Origin of the sequence: Prochlorococcus marinus str. MIT 9211 (assembly GCF_000018585.1) — a bacterium.
In the GTDB taxonomy this organism is placed as follows: Bacteria; Cyanobacteriota; Cyanobacteriia; order PCC-6307; family Cyanobiaceae; genus Prochlorococcus_D; species Prochlorococcus_D marinus_B.
This window is the reverse complement of the sequence record NC_009976.1, coordinates 1406472-1427286: the sequence shown is the minus strand read 5'-3', so window position 1 is coordinate 1427286 and position 20815 is coordinate 1406472. Positions and strand designations below refer to the sequence as shown.

At 39.9% G+C, this 20815-nt stretch carries 25 protein-coding genes; 10 read left to right on the top strand and 15 right to left on the bottom strand.

The genetic code is table 11. The features are described from left to right. Nucleotides 1–2: 2 nt before the first annotated feature. On the bottom strand, nucleotides 3–176 hold the full coding sequence (locus P9211_RS09660) for a hypothetical protein (protein ID WP_162465532.1): 174 nt from the start codon (nucleotides 174–176) through the stop codon (nucleotides 3–5). A 22-nt stretch (nucleotides 177–198) separates the two neighbouring features. On the opposite strand from P9211_RS09660, the gene P9211_RS07755 reads away from it, so the two are divergent. The 5 genes from P9211_RS07755 to P9211_RS07735 all read left to right on the top strand — a co-directional run bounded on the left by P9211_RS07755 (nucleotide 199) and on the right by P9211_RS07735 (nucleotide 3306). Further along, a complete protein-coding gene (locus tag P9211_RS07755) occupies nucleotides 199–1008 on the top strand; it encodes a HEAT repeat domain-containing protein (RefSeq protein ID WP_012196152.1) in 810 nt (269 codons plus the stop codon). Nucleotides 1009–1096: 88 nt separating this feature from the next. Beyond that, nucleotides 1097–1300 carry a DUF2997 domain-containing protein gene (locus tag P9211_RS07750; RefSeq protein ID WP_012196151.1) on the top strand — a complete coding sequence of 68 codons (204 nt, stop codon included), beginning with the start codon at nucleotides 1097–1099 and terminating at the stop codon, nucleotides 1298–1300. Next, nucleotides 1300–1692: a DUF1257 domain-containing protein gene (locus tag P9211_RS07745; RefSeq protein ID WP_012196150.1), complete on the top strand. Its 393-nt coding sequence runs from the start codon at nucleotides 1300–1302 to the stop codon at nucleotides 1690–1692. Before P9211_RS07750 ends, P9211_RS07745 begins: the two co-directional genes overlap by 1 nt. 8 nt (nucleotides 1693–1700) lie before the next feature. Next, entirely contained in the window at nucleotides 1701–2087 is a 387-nt protein-coding gene (locus P9211_RS07740) for a ferredoxin (protein ID WP_012196149.1), read from the top strand. A gap of 10 nt (nucleotides 2088–2097) precedes the next feature. Further along, nucleotides 2098–3306: an aldo/keto reductase gene (locus P9211_RS07735; RefSeq protein WP_012196148.1), complete on the top strand. Its 1209-nt coding sequence runs from the start codon at nucleotides 2098–2100 to the stop codon at nucleotides 3304–3306. Here the strand turns inward: P9211_RS07735 and rsmG are convergent. Continuing rightward, complete coding sequence (rsmG, locus tag P9211_RS07730; RefSeq protein WP_049750872.1) at nucleotides 3285–4046, bottom strand: 16S rRNA (guanine(527)-N(7))-methyltransferase RsmG; 762 nt, start codon at nucleotides 4044–4046, stop codon at nucleotides 3285–3287. The two genes, P9211_RS07735 and rsmG, sit on opposite strands and share 22 nt — an antisense overlap. A 57-nt stretch (nucleotides 4047–4103) precedes the next feature. On the opposite strand from rsmG, the gene P9211_RS07725 reads away from it, so the two are divergent. Then, nucleotides 4104–4676, top strand: coding sequence for a J domain-containing protein (locus P9211_RS07725; RefSeq protein WP_012196146.1), 573 nt, complete (start codon nucleotides 4104–4106; stop codon nucleotides 4674–4676). Nucleotides 4677–4710: 34 nt separating this feature from the next. Next, nucleotides 4711–4854 (top strand): DUF3143 domain-containing protein, encoded by a 144-nt coding sequence (locus P9211_RS10035; protein WP_343205489.1) that lies wholly within the window; start codon nucleotides 4711–4713, stop codon nucleotides 4852–4854. On the opposite strand, the gene bioA is transcribed toward P9211_RS10035, so the two are convergent. The 5 genes from bioA to P9211_RS07695 form a co-directional block, all read right to left on the bottom strand. Continuing rightward, nucleotides 4855–6159: an adenosylmethionine--8-amino-7-oxononanoate transaminase gene (gene bioA, locus P9211_RS07715; RefSeq protein ID WP_012196144.1), complete on the bottom strand. Its 1305-nt coding sequence runs from the start codon at nucleotides 6157–6159 to the stop codon at nucleotides 4855–4857. Between the two features lie 88 nt (nucleotides 6160–6247). Continuing rightward, a complete protein-coding gene (gene bioD / locus P9211_RS07710) occupies nucleotides 6248–6907 on the bottom strand; it encodes a dethiobiotin synthase (RefSeq protein WP_041391226.1) in 660 nt (219 codons plus the stop codon). Further along, complete coding sequence (locus P9211_RS07705) at nucleotides 6904–7662, bottom strand: methyltransferase (protein WP_012196142.1); 759 nt, start codon at nucleotides 7660–7662, stop codon at nucleotides 6904–6906. The genes bioD and P9211_RS07705 overlap by 4 nt, the downstream gene beginning before the upstream one ends. After that, on the bottom strand, nucleotides 7662–8375 hold the full coding sequence (bioK, locus tag P9211_RS07700) for a pimeloyl-[acyl-carrier protein] methyl ester esterase (RefSeq protein WP_012196141.1): 714 nt from the start codon (nucleotides 8373–8375) through the stop codon (nucleotides 7662–7664). Before bioK ends, P9211_RS07705 begins: the two co-directional genes overlap by 1 nt. After that, on the bottom strand, nucleotides 8372–9502 hold the full coding sequence (locus tag P9211_RS07695) for an aminotransferase class I/II-fold pyridoxal phosphate-dependent enzyme (protein ID WP_012196140.1): 1131 nt from the start codon (nucleotides 9500–9502) through the stop codon (nucleotides 8372–8374). The genes bioK and P9211_RS07695 overlap by 4 nt, the downstream gene beginning before the upstream one ends. Nucleotides 9503–9634: 132 nt before the next feature. On the opposite strand from P9211_RS07695, the gene P9211_RS07690 reads away from it, so the two are divergent. Further along, a complete protein-coding gene (locus P9211_RS07690; RefSeq protein ID WP_012196139.1) occupies nucleotides 9635–12409 on the top strand; it encodes a DEAD/DEAH box helicase in 2775 nt (924 codons plus the stop codon). A 13-nt stretch (nucleotides 12410–12422) separates the two neighbouring features. Here P9211_RS07690 and P9211_RS07685 read toward each other — a convergent pair whose 3' ends face one another. Genes P9211_RS07685 through P9211_RS07675 form a run of 3 tightly spaced genes read right to left on the bottom strand, consistent with a single transcriptional unit; the run spans nucleotide 12423 to nucleotide 15418 of the window. Continuing rightward, nucleotides 12423–13823 carry a class II fumarate hydratase gene (locus P9211_RS07685; RefSeq protein WP_012196138.1) on the bottom strand — a complete coding sequence of 467 codons (1401 nt, stop codon included), beginning with the start codon at nucleotides 13821–13823 and terminating at the stop codon, nucleotides 12423–12425. Between the two features lie 57 nt (nucleotides 13824–13880). After that, a complete protein-coding gene (purB, locus tag P9211_RS07680; protein WP_012196137.1) occupies nucleotides 13881–15176 on the bottom strand; it encodes an adenylosuccinate lyase in 1296 nt (431 codons plus the stop codon). Between the two features lie 44 nt (nucleotides 15177–15220). Next, entirely contained in the window at nucleotides 15221–15418 is a 198-nt protein-coding gene (locus tag P9211_RS07675; protein ID WP_143703393.1) for a hypothetical protein, read from the bottom strand. A gap of 163 nt (nucleotides 15419–15581) precedes the next feature. On the opposite strand from P9211_RS07675, the gene P9211_RS07670 reads away from it, so the two are divergent. Then, nucleotides 15582–16397: a TlyA family RNA methyltransferase gene (locus P9211_RS07670; RefSeq protein ID WP_012196135.1), complete on the top strand. Its 816-nt coding sequence runs from the start codon at nucleotides 15582–15584 to the stop codon at nucleotides 16395–16397. Here P9211_RS07670 and P9211_RS07665 read toward each other — a convergent pair. Both P9211_RS07665 and P9211_RS07660 read right to left on the bottom strand, forming a co-directional pair. Continuing rightward, complete coding sequence (locus P9211_RS07665) at nucleotides 16386–16724, bottom strand: P-II family nitrogen regulator (RefSeq protein WP_012196134.1); 339 nt, start codon at nucleotides 16722–16724, stop codon at nucleotides 16386–16388. The genes P9211_RS07670 and P9211_RS07665 overlap by 12 nt on opposite strands. 18 nt (nucleotides 16725–16742) lie before the next feature. Next, nucleotides 16743–16994 (bottom strand): hypothetical protein, encoded by a 252-nt coding sequence (locus P9211_RS07660; protein WP_012196133.1) that lies wholly within the window; start codon nucleotides 16992–16994, stop codon nucleotides 16743–16745. A gap of 108 nt (nucleotides 16995–17102) precedes the next feature. On the opposite strand from P9211_RS07660, the gene queF reads away from it, so the two are divergent. Next, a complete protein-coding gene (queF, locus tag P9211_RS07655) occupies nucleotides 17103–17522 on the top strand; it encodes a preQ(1) synthase (protein WP_012196132.1) in 420 nt (139 codons plus the stop codon). A gap of 1 nt (nucleotide 17523) precedes the next feature. Here queF and P9211_RS07650 read toward each other — a convergent pair whose 3' ends face one another. From P9211_RS07650 to P9211_RS07640, 3 genes are all read right to left on the bottom strand, one after another. Further along, the gene (locus P9211_RS07650) at nucleotides 17524–18813 is read right to left on the bottom strand and encodes a cytochrome c biogenesis protein ResB (RefSeq protein ID WP_012196131.1); all 1290 of its coding nucleotides are present in this window, start codon (nucleotides 18811–18813) and stop codon (nucleotides 17524–17526) included. A gap of 5 nt (nucleotides 18814–18818) precedes the next feature. Further along, the gene (locus tag P9211_RS07645) at nucleotides 18819–19508 is read right to left on the bottom strand and encodes a cytochrome c biogenesis CcdA family protein (protein ID WP_430270482.1); all 690 of its coding nucleotides are present in this window, start codon (nucleotides 19506–19508) and stop codon (nucleotides 18819–18821) included. A gap of 64 nt (nucleotides 19509–19572) precedes the next feature. Next, nucleotides 19573–20769 (bottom strand): FtsW/RodA/SpoVE family cell cycle protein, encoded by a 1197-nt coding sequence (locus tag P9211_RS07640; RefSeq protein ID WP_049750907.1) that lies wholly within the window; start codon nucleotides 20767–20769, stop codon nucleotides 19573–19575. Nucleotides 20770–20815: the final 46 nt, after the last annotated feature.

Genomic DNA, 20815 nt, shown 5'->3' with positions numbered 1-20815 from the left:
TTTTAACTATTGGAGCAAAATGAATAAAAGAGATCTTCCACTGTGAGTTTTTTACGTACAACAGTTTTGCCAATTTTAATAGTCACCCTTTTTGGGATTGCTTTTTTTGCAGTGAGTGCTCGAATTTGGCTCCCGGGTGACATGCTTGCTCCTGCGCCACTGGGTTGTGTTGGCAATTGAAATTTTTAGAATGCATTTATGAAAGAAGATAACTCCACTTTTCATGAGGATGGTCTAACCAAATTGACCATCGACCCTGAGGTACTAGCTCAAGAGTTAGCAGCTGAACTTCAAGGAGATCCTTTGGATGAAATTGATTTGGATGGACTTGATCCAGATCAAGCCAAGGTTGCAAGTGAATGTGAAGCTGGACTGCATTGGTTACAACAAGGGCATGAAGAACGTTTGCAAGGTCTTCGAGTTTTCTGTGAGCATAGAGATCCAAGGGCTTTACCTTTACTAATTCCTTTGTTGTTGCAGCCTTGCCCTGTAGAAAGGATGAGTGCTGTCTATGCACTTGGAAGAAACCCTTCTCCAAAAGCTGTAAAAATTCTTCTTCAATTGCTGGAGACTGATAGCAATGCTTATGTAAGGAAAGCTGCTGCATGGAGTTTGGGGAATTATTCCAATGCTCCTGTTATGAAGCCGCTAATTAATGCTTTGCAGAATGATATTGCTGCTGTTCGATTGTGGGCAGCGAGTTCTCTTGCCGAGGTTGGCTTAAGCTCAACTGCAAATGCAGACATAGTTGCAGTCCAATTGCTTGTGAGTTTAAGAATCGATCATGAGCCTGTGGTTAGAAGTAACTGCATTTGGTCTCTTGGACGTTTGTATGAAAAACTGTCAAACGATCTAAAAAGTCAATTGCTTCATGCATTTGTTTCAGTTCTATCAACTGATTTGGAGGCGTCCGTTAGGGATGAGGTGAGGGTTGCTTTGGAACAAATAGAAGATCCTTTAGCTAAAAGCCAGATAAAAACCCTGCTTGAGGAAGCTAATTTGCTTTGATTTGTGATTCTTAATATTTAGATGTTACAAATGAACCCACTCTTGCGGCCCATTTTATATAACATTTAGTACCTTCATTTTTTGATGCATGCCTCAACGCACGGTGAGATTTCGAATTCGCCAAGATGGTGTTGTGGAAGAATCTGTTGAAGGAGTCATTGGTCAGTCTTGTAATCAGCTGACTGAAAGACTTGAGGCTGCCTTGGGCAGTGTTGAGCATAGAGAGTTAAAACCAGAGGCCTATCTTCAAGAAGAAGTTCAATCTCAGTCAATTCCCCTAGAGATCATTTAATGTCCCATTTCAGCACAGTCAAAACCCAACTTCGAAAGAAGGAGCCTTTGGTTCAGGCTTTATATAACTTGGGCTATCTACCCCAAGAGGGAGAACAACTTGTTAGGGGATACAGGGGACAAACTGTGAAGGCAGAAATGTCAGTACAAATGCCTGAAGGAGGCGACATAGGATTTCGATGGAACGAAGATACAAATTCTTATGAGTTCGTGGCCGATTTAGATCTTTGGAAACACCAGGTTCCTGTAGATAGGTTTTTAGCGAAATTAACTCAGCAATATGCTTTAAGTACTGTTCTTTCGGCAACAGCTGAGGAAGGTTTCCAGGTGGCTCAACGAAAAAATAATATTGATGGCTCTATTGAATTAGTTGTGACCCGTTGGGACTCTTAATTTGACCATTGAGTAATAATCCTTCGATAGCTTTTCAGACAAAGGTTTTCGAAGATAGTGCTGTTAATGGTAAAGAGCCTATCCTAGGTGGAAAACTTCGTGTGAAGGCTGTATGGGTTGATGAATCAACCTGCATAGGCTGTACTTATTGTAATTCAGTAGCTACAAATACATTTTCCATGGAAAGTGATATGGGTAGAGCTAGAGCTTTCCGGCAGGATGGAGACAGTACTGAAGTTATCCAGGAAGCTATAGATACATGCCCTGTTAACTGCATTCATTGGGTTAAATTTGAGGAATTAGATGATTTACGCGCACAGCTTGAAGAGAATGGTGTACACCCACTAGGTATGCTCCCAAAAGTTAAAAGACGAATAAAGCCTGGTAAAAATTAATGAAAACTTGATGACTAAAGGATCTATACCTTCTAGGCGGTTTGGACGTACTGAGATTCAGATTCCTGTTTTATCTCTTGGGGGTATGCGTTTTCAGCAAAGCTGGACTGATTTGGGGATCAAAGATATACCTATTTCGAATCAAGTTAATTTGGAAAAGATTCTTCATGAGGCTGTAAACAATGGACTTCATCATTTGGAAACGGCAAGGCATTACGGGACCTCAGAACTTCAAATTGGTTTATCAATAAGCAATGTTAATGATCCTAAAAGGATCCTTCAGACAAAAGTTCCACCAAGGGATGATCCTAAGGATTTTGAGCAGGAGCTTGAGTTGAGTTTTAAAAGATTGCAATGCAAAAGAGTAGATCTCCTTGCAATTCATGGCATAAATCTCCCTGAACATTTAGAGCAAACTATTAGGCCTGGAGGATGTATTGATATTGTGCGGCGATGGCAAAAGAAGGGTCTGATTGGACATGTTGGCTTCTCAACCCATGGCTCTAATGATTTAATTGTCCAAGCAATTGAGACAAATGAATTTGATTATGTAAACCTTCACTGGTATTTCATTTATCAAGATAATTCACCTGCATTAGATGCAGCAGCAAAATTAGACCTTGGAGTTTTTATTATTAGCCCTACTGATAAAGGGGGGCATTTACATACACCATCATCCAAGCTCGTAGAGTTATGTGCACCTTTGCATCCAATTGCTTTCAATGATCTCTTTTGCTTAACAGATAAAAGAGTTCATACGATTAGTGTTGGTGCGGCCAATCCAGGTAACTTTGAACGCCATATTGAGGCGCTTAGATTGCTAAATAACTCTGGTGAATTATTGTCGACTATTCAAGAACGTCTATTAGATGCATCTCGATCATCCTTAGGTGATGAGTGGCTGTCAACTTGGCGAGTTGGTTTGCCTAGGTGGGATCAAACACCTGGCGGGATAAATATTCCTGTTTTGTTATGGTTACATACTTTGATCGAATCTTGGGAGATGGAAGACTTCGCAAAATCTCGCTATAGGTTGTTAGGTAAAGCTAGTCATTGGTTCCCAGGGTCTAATGCTGATTGTTTTGATGATGACGTGAGCGAAGACGATCTTAGGGAAGTTCTTCTGGAGAGTCCTTGGTGTGATGAGATTCCTTTTTTACTTCGCCAATTGAAAACTAGATTAGCGGGCGAGCCTTCTCAGAGATTATCTAGCATTTGACTTTCTAAAGGCCTTTTGGCTGGGATGCCAATTGGTCTCGGAAACTTTTCTGGACATTGTTCATTGCTTACAAGTCTGACTATGTTTCTCATACCTTTGCCTTCAGGTAATTCGAAACTTTCAATGCTTTTTATTTTGCCTTTTAGTGGTTTGAGTGCGTTATTTAAATCTATTTGTTCATCTGTGCTCCATCTACCTTTATATAACCAAGCTTCACCTTGGGCATTTAAAAGAGGGATTAGATATTCAGCGACTACAGGGGATGTGGCCACAGCCCTCGCAACTGCTAAATCATAATTTCCTCTAAAAGAAATGCTTTGCCCTATTACTTCGGCTCTTTCTGTTCGAACAGAAACTCTTTCCCCTAGCCCGAGTGTTTGTGAGATTGCTTTGACAGCAGTTGTTTTTCTACTAATGGAATCAATCAAAGTGATTTCTGAACGTGGTAGTGCTATCGCTATTGCTAAACCTGGGAACCCACAACCAGTTCCTACATCAATAATTTTCCGAGAGCTTTCGAAATGATTTAATTCATATCGCAGTGGCCATAGGCTATCTAAGACGTGTGATATCCAAAAGTCACTTCCTTTTAGAAGGCGAGTAAGATTTACTTTCTCATTCCATTCGATTAAAAGAGCCTGCAACTGAAGGAATTGTTGAACTTGATGGCAAGTTGGTTCCCAATTCATTGTTTCCCAAACCAGAGAATCTTCACTTTTATGATTCAGGTGAATAGTCATGAGTAGAGCTCATATTTATGTAATGCTTCTTATGCTAAATATGCCATATTTATCCCTTTGACTTCATCTGGGAGCTATTACGAACTTCTGGGAATTTCTAGATCAGCAGATGCATATGCTTTGAGAAAGGCATTTCATCGATTGAGTAAAGACTTACACCCTGACACCACTGCGCTTCCTGTGGATGAGGCTGCACAGAGATTCCGTGAATTATGCGAGGCTTATGAATTATTGTCAGATCCATTAAGAAGAGAAGCTTATGACAAAACTCTTGATAATGAGATTTCTGATGAATTGGAGCTTCCTAAATCGCAGAAATTAAACAGTAAAGTTCCTAGTAAGATAAAATTTGATGCTGCTCCACGACGGCCTTTTTCTGGGGGAGAATTGTTTGCATTATTGCTTTTATGTATAACTCTTTTACTTAGCTTGATGTTAGGAGTAGGGTTTGCGCTATTAGATGGTAGAGAATTACAAGTAAGTCCAAGTTGGCTTAAGACAGAGCAAGCTTTGACTGTCCTTAACCCTTTAGGAATAAGAGATGCCAACACTTCCTCCAGCTATAACTCCTTTAAATCAGCATTCTTTGACATCGATAGAACTTTGGCTCTCAGAACTGGGGGCAGTTAAAAGCGCTGATGACCCGTGTCTTTGGCAATGGCATTTGCCTAAGTGGTTAGCTGAGATAGAACTTAAGCAGGATGAGTTACGTGTTACTTGGACTCAAGATACAAAAAAAAGTCAGTTTGACTTCCCTTATGGTCTTCCAAGACAAGATGTTGAAGCTGCTTTAGTGCAGGGTCCATGATTAGCAAAATTCCAATCCATCTTCAATTATTGAATAACATTTTTCTAATTGATCATCGGTAATACAGAGTGGGGGTAGGAGATATACGACGTTACCAAGAGGTCTGATTAAAACACCATGCTCTAATGCAAATTGCTTGAGTGATTTTCCCACAACATTAAGATATCCACTTTTTCCACTTACTTCTATATTAAAAGCTGCGATTGTTCCCGTAAGCCTAGGCTTAGTTACTTTTCGATGCTGAGCTAGCTTTTTTAGGTGAGGTAAGTGGCGAGATTCGAACCTTGTATATGCAGAGGGTGCATTTTCTAATAAATCTAAGCTTGCATTCGCAGCGGCACAACCTAAAGGATTGGCAGTAAAACTATGACCATGCCAAAAGGTTAGACGTGGATCATTCCCAACAAAGGTTTCAAAGATGTCTTCTCGTGCCATCGTTACTCCCATAGGAAGGAACCCACTTGTTAATCCTTTTGATAAAGTCATAAGATCTGGTGAGACCTGGGCACGTTTAGTTGCGAATAAGTCTCCACATCTGCCAAACCCTGTCATAACTTCGTCTGCAATAAGCAACGCCTTAGAGTCTTTGACTACTGTTTCAACTTTTTTCAGAAACTCTTCTCTTACCATGGACATACCACCAGCACCCTGAACAAGTGGTTCAAGAATGACAGCCGCAGTTGGTGTTTCCAGAAGTCTTGCAAGCTGAGTGATTGTCTCATTTTCGCGGTTTTCAATATCTTCGTCGTTCCACCAAGTAGCAGGCCAAGGCAATCTGCTAACAGGAAAAAGCATTTTTTCGAAAGGAGCATTGAATAAATTACGCTCTCCTACTGCCATTGCCCCAAATGTATCGCCGTGGTAAGCACCTTCAAATGCAATTAGTTGATGCCTGGGTTCCTTTCTGTTTTGCCAAAATTGACAGGCAATTTTAATAGCTACTTCTACAGCAGTTGAGCCGTTGTCCGAAAAGAATAATCGTTGGAGCCCTGTAATATGACTTAGCCTCTCAGCAAGTCGCTCTGCTTGTGGATGACTAAAGTCAGCAAATATTACTTGCTCTAGCTTTTTGGCTTGATCAGCAATTGCATTGGCAACATATTCATTTGCATGACCATGAAGTGTTACCCACCAGCTGCTAATTGCATCAATGATTGGTGGTCCTTGTTCTCTAAATAAGAGAGCATCCCTGCTACCAACTACCCTTTGCTGAGGCAAAGAAGATGCAATTTGTGTAAACGGAGGCCATATGTGCTGATTCCAGCCTTTGGCGAGGTATTTATCTGGTTTATCTAAATGATCCAAGGTTTTTTGGGTGATGTTTGGTCGAATTCATAGCCATATAAGCAACTATAAGGAAATATTGTTAGTCGTTCTATTTCTTCTATGCATTTTAGTAAGAAGTATTGTTTATTAATTGTTCCAGACGAACACCAATATTTTGCTTTTCCCACTCTTCAGAAAGTAGATGTGCTGAAAGTTTATTGAAGTGAGGTAATTCAGCAATAATTGGAACGCCTCCAAATCCTTTGAGCGTTTTAGGGTTGTCTTGATGGAGAGATCCATTTAATACAAGTCCTATGATTGGAATTCTGCGTTTATTTAATGCTTCGATACTTAATAGTGTGTGATTTAGCGTCCCAAGACCACTTTTAGCAACGAGTACTATGGGAAGTCCCCAACTTTTGAGTTGATCAATCTGTAATAATTGCCTATTTAAGGGAACCATTAAACCACCTGCAGTTTCAATAATAAGTGGGCTAGTGATTGAAGGTAGTGTTAATTGTCTAGGGTCTATAGTTTGATTCTCTTTCTCAGCTGCCCAGTGAGGGGAGACAGCAGCATTAAACTTATAAGCTTCTTTCAGGCAACGCTCTTTTGGAAGATTGAGAAGCTTGCAAATACTGCTGGTGTCTCCACCATCTTCTATTCCACTTTGTATTGGCTTCCAATACATAGCATTTAATCCTTGTACAAAGAGACTGCTTACGACTGTCTTCCCTACGTCAGTACCAGTCCCACAAATAATTAATTGAGGATATGTTGGATTCATTTTTGGATTAAAAGAATCTGTACTAACCAGGTTAGTTGTGGATTTTGAGAGTTTAGAGATAAGGGCCATTCTTTATGCAATCGACGCCAATGACTCAACTTAAGAGACTTTTCAGGAGTTGATGTTGCTCCTACTTTGACTAATGGTTTTAATAATGAGGATACTCCAGTTGCTGTTTGAGTGAATTTTTCTAATTGATTTACGTGGATACTGTTAATTGGAATACCATCTGTAAGAGAAGTATGTGATGGGAAGGATAATGCAGTACACCTTACCTTCGCGAGAGCCGCTGCCTTATGCCATTCGGGAAAACTTCCTTTTACGGGAAGTGCTATCGCGAGCCAACCTCCAGGTGCTATAGCAGAGAACCATTCTTGAACTTTTAATTCAGGCTTGCTTAACCAATGGAGTGCAAAATTAGATGCGAGCAAGCTAGGCGATTCTGACCAATTAGTAGGTAAACCTAAGTTTAAATCCCAAAGTTGAGTTTTTTTGGGGAGTGAGTGTTGCTTAAGCATTTCTCTAGATCCATCTACTCTCAAAACTGATTGCTGTGGGTTTAACTTTTCTAAAGCATCTGCAAGTAGGCCGGTACCTGCACCTAGATCAGCCCATATACCTGGGGGAATTAGCTTTTGAGAACAATATTTTGCTAATTTCTTGGCGTAGGTATTTTGAATGAAAGCTTCTTCGTTGTAATGCGTTGAGGCAGAATCAAAGTTTTTTAGAATGTTATCTTGCCATTTATTGGTCATTAAACTACCTCAAGCCATTTTCTTACGTCTTCCCTTAATCCTGCTTGAAGTATGAAATGACCTTCTCCTTTAATTGTCCAAATGGTTGGAGGAGTATTGAGATGACTGTTAAGGCTTATTAGGAGTTCTTGTTTTGTAGAAGAATGGATGATTTTATCTTTATCACCATTGATAATAAGAACTCTTGCTCTTTTGGATATTCCAATTGGCAACTGTTTGGTGCTAATTAGCAATTCTAAATCAGATTTAAGCTGTTTAAGACCTTCTGAGGACATTCCTGTTTGCATAGGACCTGCAGGTATGTCGCTGAATTTGTAAGGACTACTTGCCTTTTTGAGGAATGACATAAGCATAGTTTCTCTAGAGGGTTCTTCCATATGCTTTAGCATGCTAACTAGAGCTACTCTCAAGGCCCTACCTTCTTTGTTGGCAGGTATGAACCGGCTAAAGCTGTTTAGTAAAACAATGTCTGTTGCGACATTAAGCACTTTGCTTGATATCAGATGAGGCCCAAGTGAATGACATATTAAGACGTTCTTTGAATGTCTATCCTTTTGACCCTCACCTTCCCATTCAGGATCGTGGGGCTGAATCTTCCCATAACCTCTTTCACCATTTTGCCAATTCCATCTTTTTTTTTCGAAGTGATCTTTCCAAAGCTTCCAACTGTTGCTATCGCTGTACCAACCATGCATAGCGATTATTTGTTTCATTTCGAACTTAGGGAAGATAAGACTTCCTTGAGAGTAGTAGTAGGAAGATTTTTTCGAATGACAAGTCTTAGTCTCGAAGTCCCCTCAGGAACTGTAGGCGGCCGAATTGCCATGCATAATAAGCCTGCATTCTCTAGTTGTTTTTGATGGAAAAGAGTTTGTTGATCTGAGCCAATTAGTAATGACAGAATTGGACCATCTCCAGGTGGATAATGCCATTCTTTGTCCTTCAGTTTATCTCGCCACCTCTTAGCTTCTGTTTTAAGCTCTTCCCCCCAATGAGGATTTGCTTTAATCAACTTTAGGGCTTCGAAAGCCGCAGCTGCCAAAGGAGGCGCTAGTGCAGTTGTGTATCGAAAAGCCCCACTTGTCTGGATTAAATGATCTCTAATTGCTTTGTTGCTCGCTAAGAATGCTCCTCCACTTCCAAAGGCTTTCCCAAAGGTGCCACTGACAATCTCTATAGAATCTGAGATTCCAAAGCTTAGACCTCGCCCTTCTGGTCCCATTATTCCAAGTGCATGTGCTTCATCGACCAAAAGCTTGGCTGTATATTTTTTACATAGTTCAGCGATTTCTTTTAATGGCGGACTTGTGCCTTCCATACTGAACAGACTTTCAGTGATTACTAAGGGATTTTGACTTGCATAAATCTTTAGAAGCCTTTCTAGATCATTAATATCATTATGAGAGTAACGTTTTAGTTTTCCTCCACTTGCTTTGATCCCTACTAATAACGAATGATGAATTAGTCTATCTGCTATTACAGGTGAATTGCGATCTGTTAATGCAATGACTGCTGCCAGATTTGCCTGAAAGCCGCTTGGGAAAAGTAAGACAGATTCACGATTTAACCATTCACCTAGGCTTTGTTCAAGCTCTTGATGTATTGGGCGACTTCCAGTTAAAAGACGTGAGCCTCCAGAACCTACTCCTTCGCAATACATAGTTTTAGTAGCTGCTTCTATTAGCTTTGGATGCCTACTAAGTCCTAGGTAGTCATTACTTGCAAGATCAATAAGAGTTATTTGCTTGTTCTTAGCATTTATTGCGCTGAACTCGGCATCTTTCTTGCCTGGTATCAGAGTTCTGATTGTTCTTAGTCTTGTGGGAGGAATCTTTTGCATTTTCCTAATTTGTTGTTTAAAGCATGTTTGGGGCTGATGGATTGATTACGTCATGTTTAGAATCTGCATACCTTAACCTTCCTGGAAAAATTCAATTAGATTAATCATTCTTAGCTCATTAAGAGTTGGTTGATGAGTACAGAAAGGAGCGATACGACTTCAGATGATGTCGCAAGTATGGATCTTGATCCAAAGGGAATATTCCCCTTTCAATTGGATGATTTCCAATTAGAGGCTATTGATGCCTTAAATCAAGGCCATTCAGTTGTTGTTAGCGCACCAACTGGTTCTGGTAAAACATTAATTGGTGAATATGCAATTTATCGTGCAATTGCTCATGGGCAAAAAGTTTTTTATACAACGCCCTTAAAGGCTTTATCTAATCAGAAGCTTAGAGACTTTCGGAATCAATTTGGTTCTAAGAACGTTGGTCTTATGACAGGTGACTTGAGCGTTAATAGAGAAGCTTCAATTGTTGTTATGACTACAGAGATCTTTCGCAATATGCTTTATGCGGAAGTTGATGAAAATGACGATCCCCTCATTGATGTAGAGACAGTAGTGTTAGATGAGTGCCATTACATGAATGACTCTCAACGGGGTACGGTTTGGGAGGAGTCGATTATTCATTGCCCATCATCTATACAGCTAGTAGCTCTCTCAGCGACTGTTGCAAATGCGGGGCAACTCACAGATTGGATTCAGGAAGTTCATGGCCCAACAGAATTGGTTTTTAGCGATTTTCGACCTGTACCTCTTGAGTTTAGCTTTTGTAGTGCAAAAGGCTTGCACCCACTTCTGAATGATGCAGGGACAGGTCTTCATCCAAACTGTAAGGTTTGGCGTCCCCCAAAAGGTCATAGAAGGAAGGGACGTTCTGTAAAGCCACTTCAGCCCGAAGCCCCTTCAATTAAGTTTGTTGTTAGTAATATTGCTGAGAGAAGCATGCTTCCAGCAATTTATTTCATATTTAGTCGCCGTGGTTGTGATAAAGCAGTGAATGATTTGGGATCCGTATGTTTAGTTAACCCAGAAGAGAAACAGCGAATTCAAGCACGACTAAGATCATATATACAACTAAATTCAGAGGCGGTTAGAGATGGGATTCATGTTGATTCCCTTACCCGCGGGATTGCCTCTCACCATGCGGGCGTTTTGCCAGCTTGGAAGGAGTTAATAGAAGAACTTTTTCAGCAAGGCTTGATTAAGGTTGTTTTTGCAACTGAGACTCTCTCTGCTGGCATAAATATGCCTGCGCGGAGCACAGTGATTTCTGTTTTATCTAAACGAACAGAAAATGGCCATCGACAACTAATGGGGAGTGAGTTTCTACAGATGGCAGGAAGGGCAGGGAGACGAGGTCTTGACTCGAAGGGTTATGTGGTAACTGTTCAGAGTCGTTTTGAAGGGGTTCGCGAGGCAGGACAGTTGGCTACTAGTGCAGCCGATCCTTTGATCAGTCAATTTACACCAAGCTATGGAATGGTACTTAATCTTCTACAAAGATATGATATGGAGAAGTCACGCGAATTGATTGAACGAAGTTTTGGACGTTATTTGGCAAGTCTAGATTTAGTAGACGATGAAGAACTTGTTGACCAATTAAGAGATCAACTAGGGAAATTACAAGGGATTGCAGGAGATATTCCTTGGAATGATTTTGAAGATTATGAGAAACGTAAAGGACGCCTTAAGGAGGAGAGGCGTCTTCTTCGCATTCTTCAACAGCAAGCTGCAGAGACTCTCGCGCATGAACTTACTTTGGCTTTGCAATTTGCCAGTATTGGGACTCTTGTCAGTTTAAAAGCATCTCCACTACATGGTCGCATAACTCCTGCAGTGATTGTCGCGAAACAGGATGGGCCAGGACAATACCCGATGCTTTTATGCTTAACTGATGAAAATATTTGGATTTTAGTTTCTTGTAAGGCCGTCGTTAGCCTTCATGCTGAATTAAGTTGTTTAGATATTGAGTCCTATAAAGTACCTTCGCTGACACGTTCTAATGAACTTGCTCATGGGAGTGAGGAGACTAAGGAGCTTTCTCTAGCTATTTGTGCCATGTCAAATGCTAATAATATGACGACTCCTCAGTATGATCTTGCTGGTGAAGTTCTTGGCCAGGCTAAATTAGTCAAAGAATTGGAAGATGTGCTAGAGACTTTGCCAGCTCACAAATGGGGAGACCGTAAAAAGTTAAAGAAGCATCGTAGACGAATGGATGAATTAGAGCTTGAGATATTACACCGTCAACAATTAATACATCATCGTGCGAATAAACATTGGGAGACTTTTGTTTCTTTGCTAGAGATTCTCCAATATTTTGGATGTCTTGACGAGGTTGATGCTACAGAGATAGGTCGGACTATCGCCTCCATAAGAGGAGACAATGAGCTTTGGATAGGCCTCGCTCTTATGAGTGGCCATCTCGATGAATTACAGCCAGCGGCACTTGCTGGTGTCCTTGAAGGAATTAGTACTGAGGTTAATCGCCCTGATTTATGGAGTGGCTTTATTTCTTCTCCTCAATCCACTGAGGCATTTAATGATTTGTCTGGTATTCGCCGTGAATTGAACTCCCATCAAGAACGATGCCAGATTGATATACCAATTTGTTGGTCACCAGAGTTAATGGGATTGGTAGAAGCATGGGGACATGGAGTTTCTTGGAGCGAGTTAATAGCAAACACTTCCCTTGATGAGGGAGATGTTGTTAGAATTATTCGCCGAACGATTGACTTGCTTTCACAGATCCCTCATTGTGAGGCAATTAGTAAACAACTTAGAGATAATGCTCGTTTAGCTTTAAAAGCAATTAATCGCTTCCCGGTTTGTGAGGCTGAGGATTTAGTCAAGGAAGCGCAAGCGTCAAAAAAATCAAACCCTGCTACTGAAAGGATTTCTTAAGTACAATTCAAATCTATTTAGATTTTGGATTGGCCATCAGTATGGGATTAACTAATTGATCAAATTCATCTTCATCTACATAATTAAAATTAACAGCTGCTTCTCGTAAACTTACGCCTGTCTCATAAGCATATTTGGCAATCTTAGTGGCATTGTCGTACCCAATCTTAGGAGACAGCGCTGTGACAAGCATTAGTGATTGCTGAAGATCTTTTGCAATTTTCTCTTCGTTTGGTCTAATGCCCTCTACCATATTTTTTCGGCAACTTCTGCACGCATCATGTAAGAGTTCAATGCTTTTTAGAAGATTGAACCCTATTAATGGTTTGTAGGCATTCATTTGTAGGTGCCCCCCACCTCCACCCATAGTTACTGCGGTATCAAGACCTATTACTTGCATGCATACCATTGACATGGCTTCACATTGAGTTGGGTTGACTTTCCCAGGCATTATTGAACTTCCAGGCTCATTCTCTGGGAGTTGTAGTTCGGAAAACCCAGCTCTTGGACCACATGACAAGAGTCGGATATCATTGACTATTTTTAATAGTGATACTGCTAACATCTTTAATTGGGACATAGCATTTACCAATCCATCATGACTACCCATAATTGCAAATTTATTATTAGCCTTACTGAAAGGTAAGTTAGTTAAAAGAGAAATCTCTGTAGCAATTTCACTATCAAAATTCTTTGGTGAGTTGAGACCAGTCCCTATGGCTGTACCTCCTAATGGAAGTGGATATAGCTCTCTGAGACTGACTTCTATCCTTTCTCTTGCTGTGGAAAGCTGGGTGCTCCAGGCTGAAACTTCTTGCCCAAGGGTAAGTGGGACCGCGTCTTGTAAATGTGTTCGACCGATTTTTACAATTTCACTCCATGCATTGCTCTTTTTAGTTAATGACTCAATTAGTAGATCTAGTTCAGGGATTAAAGTTGTCTGAATTTCTTGTACAGTAGCGATTTGAATAGCAGCTGGGAAGACATCATTTGTTGATTGAGATTGATTAACATCATCATTAGGGTGTAATGGCAGATGACTACCTAATGGTTTGCCGGTAGCTTTTGAGGCGAGGTTGCTAATAACTTCGTTTAAGTTCATATTTGTTTGTGTGCCACTCCCTGTTTGCCAGACACTTAATGGGAAATGAGCATCATGCTTGCCCATAGCTATCTCACAGGCAGCGTTAACGATTAAATCTCTTTTATTGTCATCCAGTGTGCCAAGTCGATTATTAACAATTGATGCCGCTTGCTTAATTCTTGCCAGGGAGTATATGAGCTTCATAGGAATTTGATCTTGTCCAATTGCAAAGTTCAATAGAGACCTTTGGGTTTGTGCCCCCCATAATGCCTCCCGAGGTACTTCAATTGATCCAAGACTGTCATTCTCTGTTCTAAATGAGTTAGTCATATGCTGTACATGATAGTCGATCAAGATTATTTTAGAGATGTAACCTTATTAATAGGTTCAAATCCCTAGACGTTCCCATATAAGACTAAGTTTTGATTGATGTAGCTCGGTGCTGAAGCATTGGTTCAGTAGCTCTGTAGAGAGCATCCTTTTGACTGTTGGATCAGCTTCTAGGTTGGCTCGGAAATTCCCTGATTCTGTATTCCATGCAGCATGTGCATGCTTTTGAACCACGCTATAGGCTTCTTCCCTATTCATCCCATTTTCTACTAGAGCTAAAAGGACTCTTTGACTAAAAACAACACCTCCATAAATATTCATGTTTCTCCGCATATTCTTAGGGTAAACACCTAGTTCTTTGATTACTGAGGTCATTTCTCTTAGCATAAAATGAAGAGTAATGGAAACATCTGGCAGCATCATTCTTTCAGTTGAACTATGGCTAATATCTCTTTCATGCCATAGAACAACATTTTCTAGGGCTGCGACTACATAACTTCTAAGAACCCTTGCTAGCCCACTTATTCGTTCACTACGAATTGGATTCCTTTTGTGAGGCATCGCAGAGCTTCCTTTTTGCCCCTTAGCAAAACTTTCTTCAACTTCGAGTACATCGGTTCTTTGCAGATTTCTTATTTCTGTAGCGAAACGATCCAATGTCGCTCCAATTAATGCAAGAGTTTGGACGTAATCAGCATGTCTATCTCTGGAAATGACTTGTGTACTAGCTGTATCCGGGATTAACCCCAGATAATCGCAGGTGAGTTTTTCAATTTCTGGGTCAGTATTTGCATAAGTTCCCATTGCTCCACTGATTTGTCCAATGGCTATATCTTTTTCAAGTCGTTCAAGTCTTTCTAAATTGCGATTTGTTTCGGCCAACCATCCTGCCAACTTGAATCCGAAAGTAATAGGTTCTCCATGTATTGCATGCGAACGTCCAATCATTTCTGTTTTCTTATGCAGCTTTGCTTGCTGCAGAATTGAACTTTGAAGCTTTTTTATTTCATTGATTAATAGTTCTATTGAGGCTTTCAGTTGAAGTGCCAAACCAGTGTCTAAAACATCACTGCTAGTAAGACCTACATGTATAAATCGCCCTGCATCCCCAACATATTCATTTACGTTTGTAAGAAAAGCAATAACGTCATGACGAACTTCTGATTCAATTTCAAGAATTCGTTTTGAGTTAAAGGATGCTTTTTCTCTAATTTCCTTTATCGCATCGTCTGGGATTTTCCCAAGCTTCCAATTGGCTTCACAAGCTGCAAGCTCAACCTCTAGCCATTTTTGATATTTGGACTCCTCAGTCCAAATATTGCCCATTTCGGGAAGTGTGTAACGGTCAATCAAAGGATGACAACTATTTAATAAGACTTGAACTTAGAGCTTTTTGATCAAGCTGACTTGAGTCTGTGATGATCAACTTCCCAATGGACATATTTCCCCCATGATTGCTGTCTAACTAAGCACCTTCCTCCTTTGCAATTAATGACTTGGAAAGGAGGGAGATCATTAGGCTGGTTCTTTAATTTTGCGAAGCTACCTGGAGGAAGTAGATCAAGAATTTCTGCATTTTTATTTTTTGACACCAAACTAAGATGTCTGTATTTATGGGATCCCTTGTCATTGGATGATTTAGAGCGATTGTCAGACAAGGCTTACTTAGAGCTGAATCTTTAAGATCTTCTATCCAAAATTGGAGATTAGGCCAGTTCTACAGTTTTTATTCGGTTTCATGTTTGCTTTTATGAAGATATGGCTCAGAAAATCAGACTTGATCTCCACTTGCTCAATAAAGGGCTTGTTCAATCACGTCAACAGGCTCAAAGATTGATCCGGGCTGGGAAAGTCAGAGATATGACAGGCAAGATCCTTGACAAGCCTGGACAAGAGGTCTTTGGGGAGAGCAAGCTCTTAGTAGAAAATCCAAAAAGGTTTGTTTCTCGAGGTGGGGAGAAATTACTGGCTGGATTACAAGCATTTCCTATAAAAATTGATGGACGCATCTGTTTGGATGGTGGCATATCTACAGGAGGTTTTACTGATTGCCTTTTACAGCATGGAGCTTCTCGTGTTTATGGTATTGATGTTGGATATGGGCAAATAGCTTGGAGTCTTAGAAACGACTCGAGGGTGGTTCTTCGAGAAAGGACCAATTTAAGGAATTTGAAGCCAGAAGATTTATATGGGCCTAAAGACCGATTGCCAAATCTTGCTGTTGCGGATTTGTCTTTTATTTCATTGAGGCTTGTCTTACCAGCGATTAAAAATCTACTTTCTGAAAAAGATAATGATGCTTTGCTATTAGTTAAACCTCAGTTTGAAATAGGCCGAAATAGAGTTGGGAAAGGAGGAGTGGTTAAAGATATAAATGCTCATATAGAAGTTCTGAGTAATATTGTTGATTTTTCAGTTGCAGAAGGTTGGATCCCAAAAGGAATTGTGGCTTCACCAATTACTGGTCCAGCAGGAAACCATGAGTATTTACTCTGGTTGAGTAGTTTTGGTAATAAGGGCCTGTTGAATATAAAGGAATTAGTAAGAGAAACTCTAGCTAGCTTAGAGAGCTGATCCATCTAGTTCTCCAGTCCTAATACGAACTACAGACTCAACAGGGGATATGAAAATTTTGCCGTCGCCAATCTCTCCAGTTTTTGCAGCCTCTGCAATTGCAGTTAAAACTGTTGGAACACTTTCATCGGCAACAACGATCTCTATTTTTAGTTTTTGGAGAAATTCAACAGTAAATTCAGAGCCTCTATAGCGCTCGACTTGGCCTTTTTGCCTTCCAAAGCCTCTGACTTCACTCACAGTCATTCCTACTATCCCTGAATTGACCAAAGCTACTTTTACGTCTTCTAGCTTGAAAGGACGAATGATCGCCTCTATTTTTTTCATGAGATCACTTTTGGGACCTTAAAGATAATACTTATTTTTTGTTATAACTTCGTTGGATTTATGAAGTGCTGGTACAAAATTGATGATTAATCCAGCTTCTTGAGGGTCTTGATTAAGCATCGTTACGTCTGATACTGGAAGTTTTACTTGATTTAAAGCAAGGGCCTCCCATTGATTATCTTCGAAATGAGTCTGTAGCCAAAGCATTCCATGAATACTGCTAGGACGAATTTGAACACATTCTTCAGTATGAATCAGACAAATGTCCATGCCATCAAGTTAGTTTCTATCTATTAGGGGGTGCGAGTGTAGTTCTGGTTGTGATTGTTGATACAGATTTCTTTTTTAATATGAAATTGTCTTTGTTTTACAAATGTTTTGGAACCAGTTTCTAGAGAACATAACTCCCCATCCAATGGCTTTCTCTATGGAGAAAGGACAATAGAGAATGCTGAATTGATCTGTTTCCCTAATCCCAAGCCAAGCCGTAATTATGAGGTTTCTATAGAGCTGCCTGAATTTACTTGTAAATGCCCTTTTTCTGGCTATCCAGACTTTGCAGTCTTAAGACTTCATTATCAGCCAGATAAGAAAGTATTAGAACTTAAGTCTATCAAGCTTTTTATAAATAGTTTTCGTGATATAAAAATATCTCATGAAGATGTTGCTAATCGGATATTAGACAAGCTTATTGAAGCTTGTGAGCCTTCTTGGATCCATTTGGAAGCAGATTTCAACCCTAGAGGTAATGTACATACAATAATCAGGTTAAGTCATGGAACTAAAAAGGATGTTTAAACTAAGAACTTTTGATTACTTTTAAAAGGGTTGGGAAATCATTTGCAAAACCAGAGAGGTTTCTATTGCTTAGCCCTCCAATAAATAGTAAGCCATTCTCTTCTTCCCATAGAGCCCAAAGCATTTTTGTGGAAATTATACTTATCAAACTCCCAATCAATGTTATGGCAAAACCTATATAAACCAATGGGACTCCTGGATCATACTTAATAAGTATTCCGCTACTTTGCAATACTTCTATGACTTGAGTTTCTAAACCATTAATTATTTCCTTGTTGCCCCCAGGTGTTATCTCTGTTATAGATTTCCCCTCTTGGCTGTAAAATCTTGCTGGCCCTGTTTCGCTAGAGATGGTAAGTAGAATAGATTTACCCGCATTATCTAAATCAGGCAATGATATACCCCAAACTTGCTCGCCAAGTTCAGGTATAGCTTTTAAAGGCAGCTGTAGTTTTGGACTATTGCCAAATTGCATATTTATCCCTGAAAGTGCCCAATCTGCTTGATAAATAGTTAGCCCTTGAAACCTTAATGGGTGATTAACGCTAATTTCCCTACTTATAGGTTGTTGATTGCTTCCATCACTTAGTTCCACTTTCGAAAGGAATTGCTCTGGCTGCCCATTGGGTAATCTCAAGATCTGAAAATCTTTTAATTTAATTTTTAATTTATTTATGCCGTCTGGGCTTATTAGGTCAATCGATTTTCCAGGTTCTAAAAATTTTTCTACTCTTTGTCCTTCTAATGCTCCGAGTGTTGCTCCGATCATTAAAAAGATGAGTCCAAAATGAACTAAGGGTGGGCCAAATCTTCCTATTACCCCTTTGCGAGCAGCAATTCTATTGCTATCTGCTTTAACATCCCATCCTGAGCTGATTAGTTGATTATGGAGTTTTTTAATTGCTAATCCACTGTCTTGAACAATAACCTCTTCTGAAATAGCTAATTTCTTAATTTGAGTTGATTGATCATAGTCAATCCATTTCATTGCTGCTTTTAAAGTAGGCCATTGCCGCCTCCAGCTGCAGATCATCAGAGCAATTCCAAGCCAAGAAAGTAAAAACAGGAACCAATAACTGGAATAAACATGATCTAATTGCATCCGAAGGATTAGATGTCCATTAATTAATCCCAGCCAAGGGTGTTTCGCATAATTATTTATATAGTTGTCTGATTGATCACCTTGAGGAATAAAGGTGCCAATTGCACTCGCCAATGCAATGAAAAATAAAAGCAGAATGGCAACTTTTAAGCTAGATAACCAATTAAGAACTCGCCACAAAACTTTCATTCTTTTCAAACCCACCTGCTAATGAGACTTAAAGAACCTGTGGATAGAAAAATAATGCCGCTAGCAATAGGAATCCAACGACTAAAAGGTTTCAATGCCAGTAAATTTGGGATGCTGCCTGCAGCTATACCTGCCAAAACCAGAGGTATTACTTGACCTGCGCCAAAGAATGCTAGAAGAATTATTCCTGTGACTGGATTCCCATTCTGAGCAATCCAAGCTAATAGAACAGCCAATACTGGTGTGGTACAAGGTGAGGAGGCCATGCCAAAGACAACTCCTGCTGCTATAGGGGCTAGGGGCTCAGGAAGTTTCTCTGTTAAAAGGTTTGGATTTGGATTAATTGGAAGCTTTATATCGATTATCCCTAGAAGGCTTAAACCCATTACTATTGCAATTATTGAAACCAAGCCATTTAATTTGGAAGAAAGTTGCCCATAGATTTGTCCGAATAACCCGCTTAGGGAACCAAGAATTACTAAAGATAAGACAATACCGCTTGAAAAGATCAAACTTCTTTGCAAGGGATTTTGCTTACCTTTGAACCCTGCTAGGTAGGCAACGGTTATTGGCAAAAGTGATAATGAACATGGACCTAAGCTGGTGAGAAGTCCGCTGCAGAATGCTATAGCAAGCAATAAAGGCCCAGGTTCTTTTAAACCATTGCTTATTAACAGCTCACTATTTTGAGCCAGATCAGAAATAAAAAGACTTAAGGAAATTGTTCTAAAGCTTCTATTAGTAGATTACTAACAATATTTAGTTGAGTCGTTTTTTTATTTCTAGTCCGCCAATTAACCCTGTGGATTCCAACGCGCACCTAATCAACAGTCCTCCAATAAGAAGACTAGAAAGCAATGAATTCCCGCCATAACTAATCATTGGGAGAGGGAGCCCTGTAGTTGGCATGGACCCAGAGGCCACTGCTAAGTGCATAATTGCCTGGCCAACTAATAATGTGCTGCATCCTATGGCAATTAGTTTTGAGTAATTATTCCTGCAACGAAGAGCTATTCTTAATCCTACAAATGCAATTAAGGTCAAAAATAAAACCAACATTAAAGACCCGACAAATCCAAACTCTTCGGCAAAAACAGCAAAAATAAAGTCTGTGCTGAGGAATGGAAGATAGAGGAGTTTTTGAGTAGATAGACCATATCCTTCCCCAAACCAACCTCCTGACCCTATAGCTAAAAGACTTTGTATAAGTTGATAACCAGAACCTTGAGGGTCTTGCCAGGGGTTAATGAATGAGATAACTCTTAGTTTTTGATATTCATTAATAAGGATGCTTGATGCACCTATCAAACCACCTAAGAATGCTGTGGATAAAAGAGAACTGAATTTGATACCTGCAGACAGAGCCATTAACCAAAGAAGTATGCCTATAAGCGCAGCAGTGCTTAAGTTTGGTTGTTTAAGTATTAAAGCGATTAGTCCTCCAAAAAGGCCTAGCCAAAAAATCTTGTGGTCAATTTGAAGTCTTTTCCACTGAGCAAAAACATTAGCGGCTTGAAGAATTACAAACGGTTTTACTAATTCAGAAGGCTGAATTCGAATGGGGCCCACTATTAACCATCTTGAGGAACCATTAATAGTGCTTCCAAATAGCAAGGTTCCAATAACTAATAGTAAACAAATCAATAAACAAGACCTTGACAGTTTGAGCCATTTTCTAAGACTTATTGAAATTGTGAACCATGCAATACTCCAGCTTGAGATCAACCAAATCACTTGTCGCTTTACAAAATAAGTCCCATCCCCCATCTCCTTGCTTGCAACCCACCAGCTTGCTGAGCCCAGGATGAAAAGACCAGCGAAACTCCAAAATGCAATTAAGGCCAGCAATAACCTTGCTTCAGCAGGCCAGATATCCCAAGGAAGCGGAAGGAGTCTTTGCCAGAATGTCTGGTTATGTAGTTTTCTAGGTAAATAGGGTTTAGATCTCTTAGTCAAGACTTTTTGCGAATTCGATTTTTGTAAATCTTGAACGCTCAAAGTT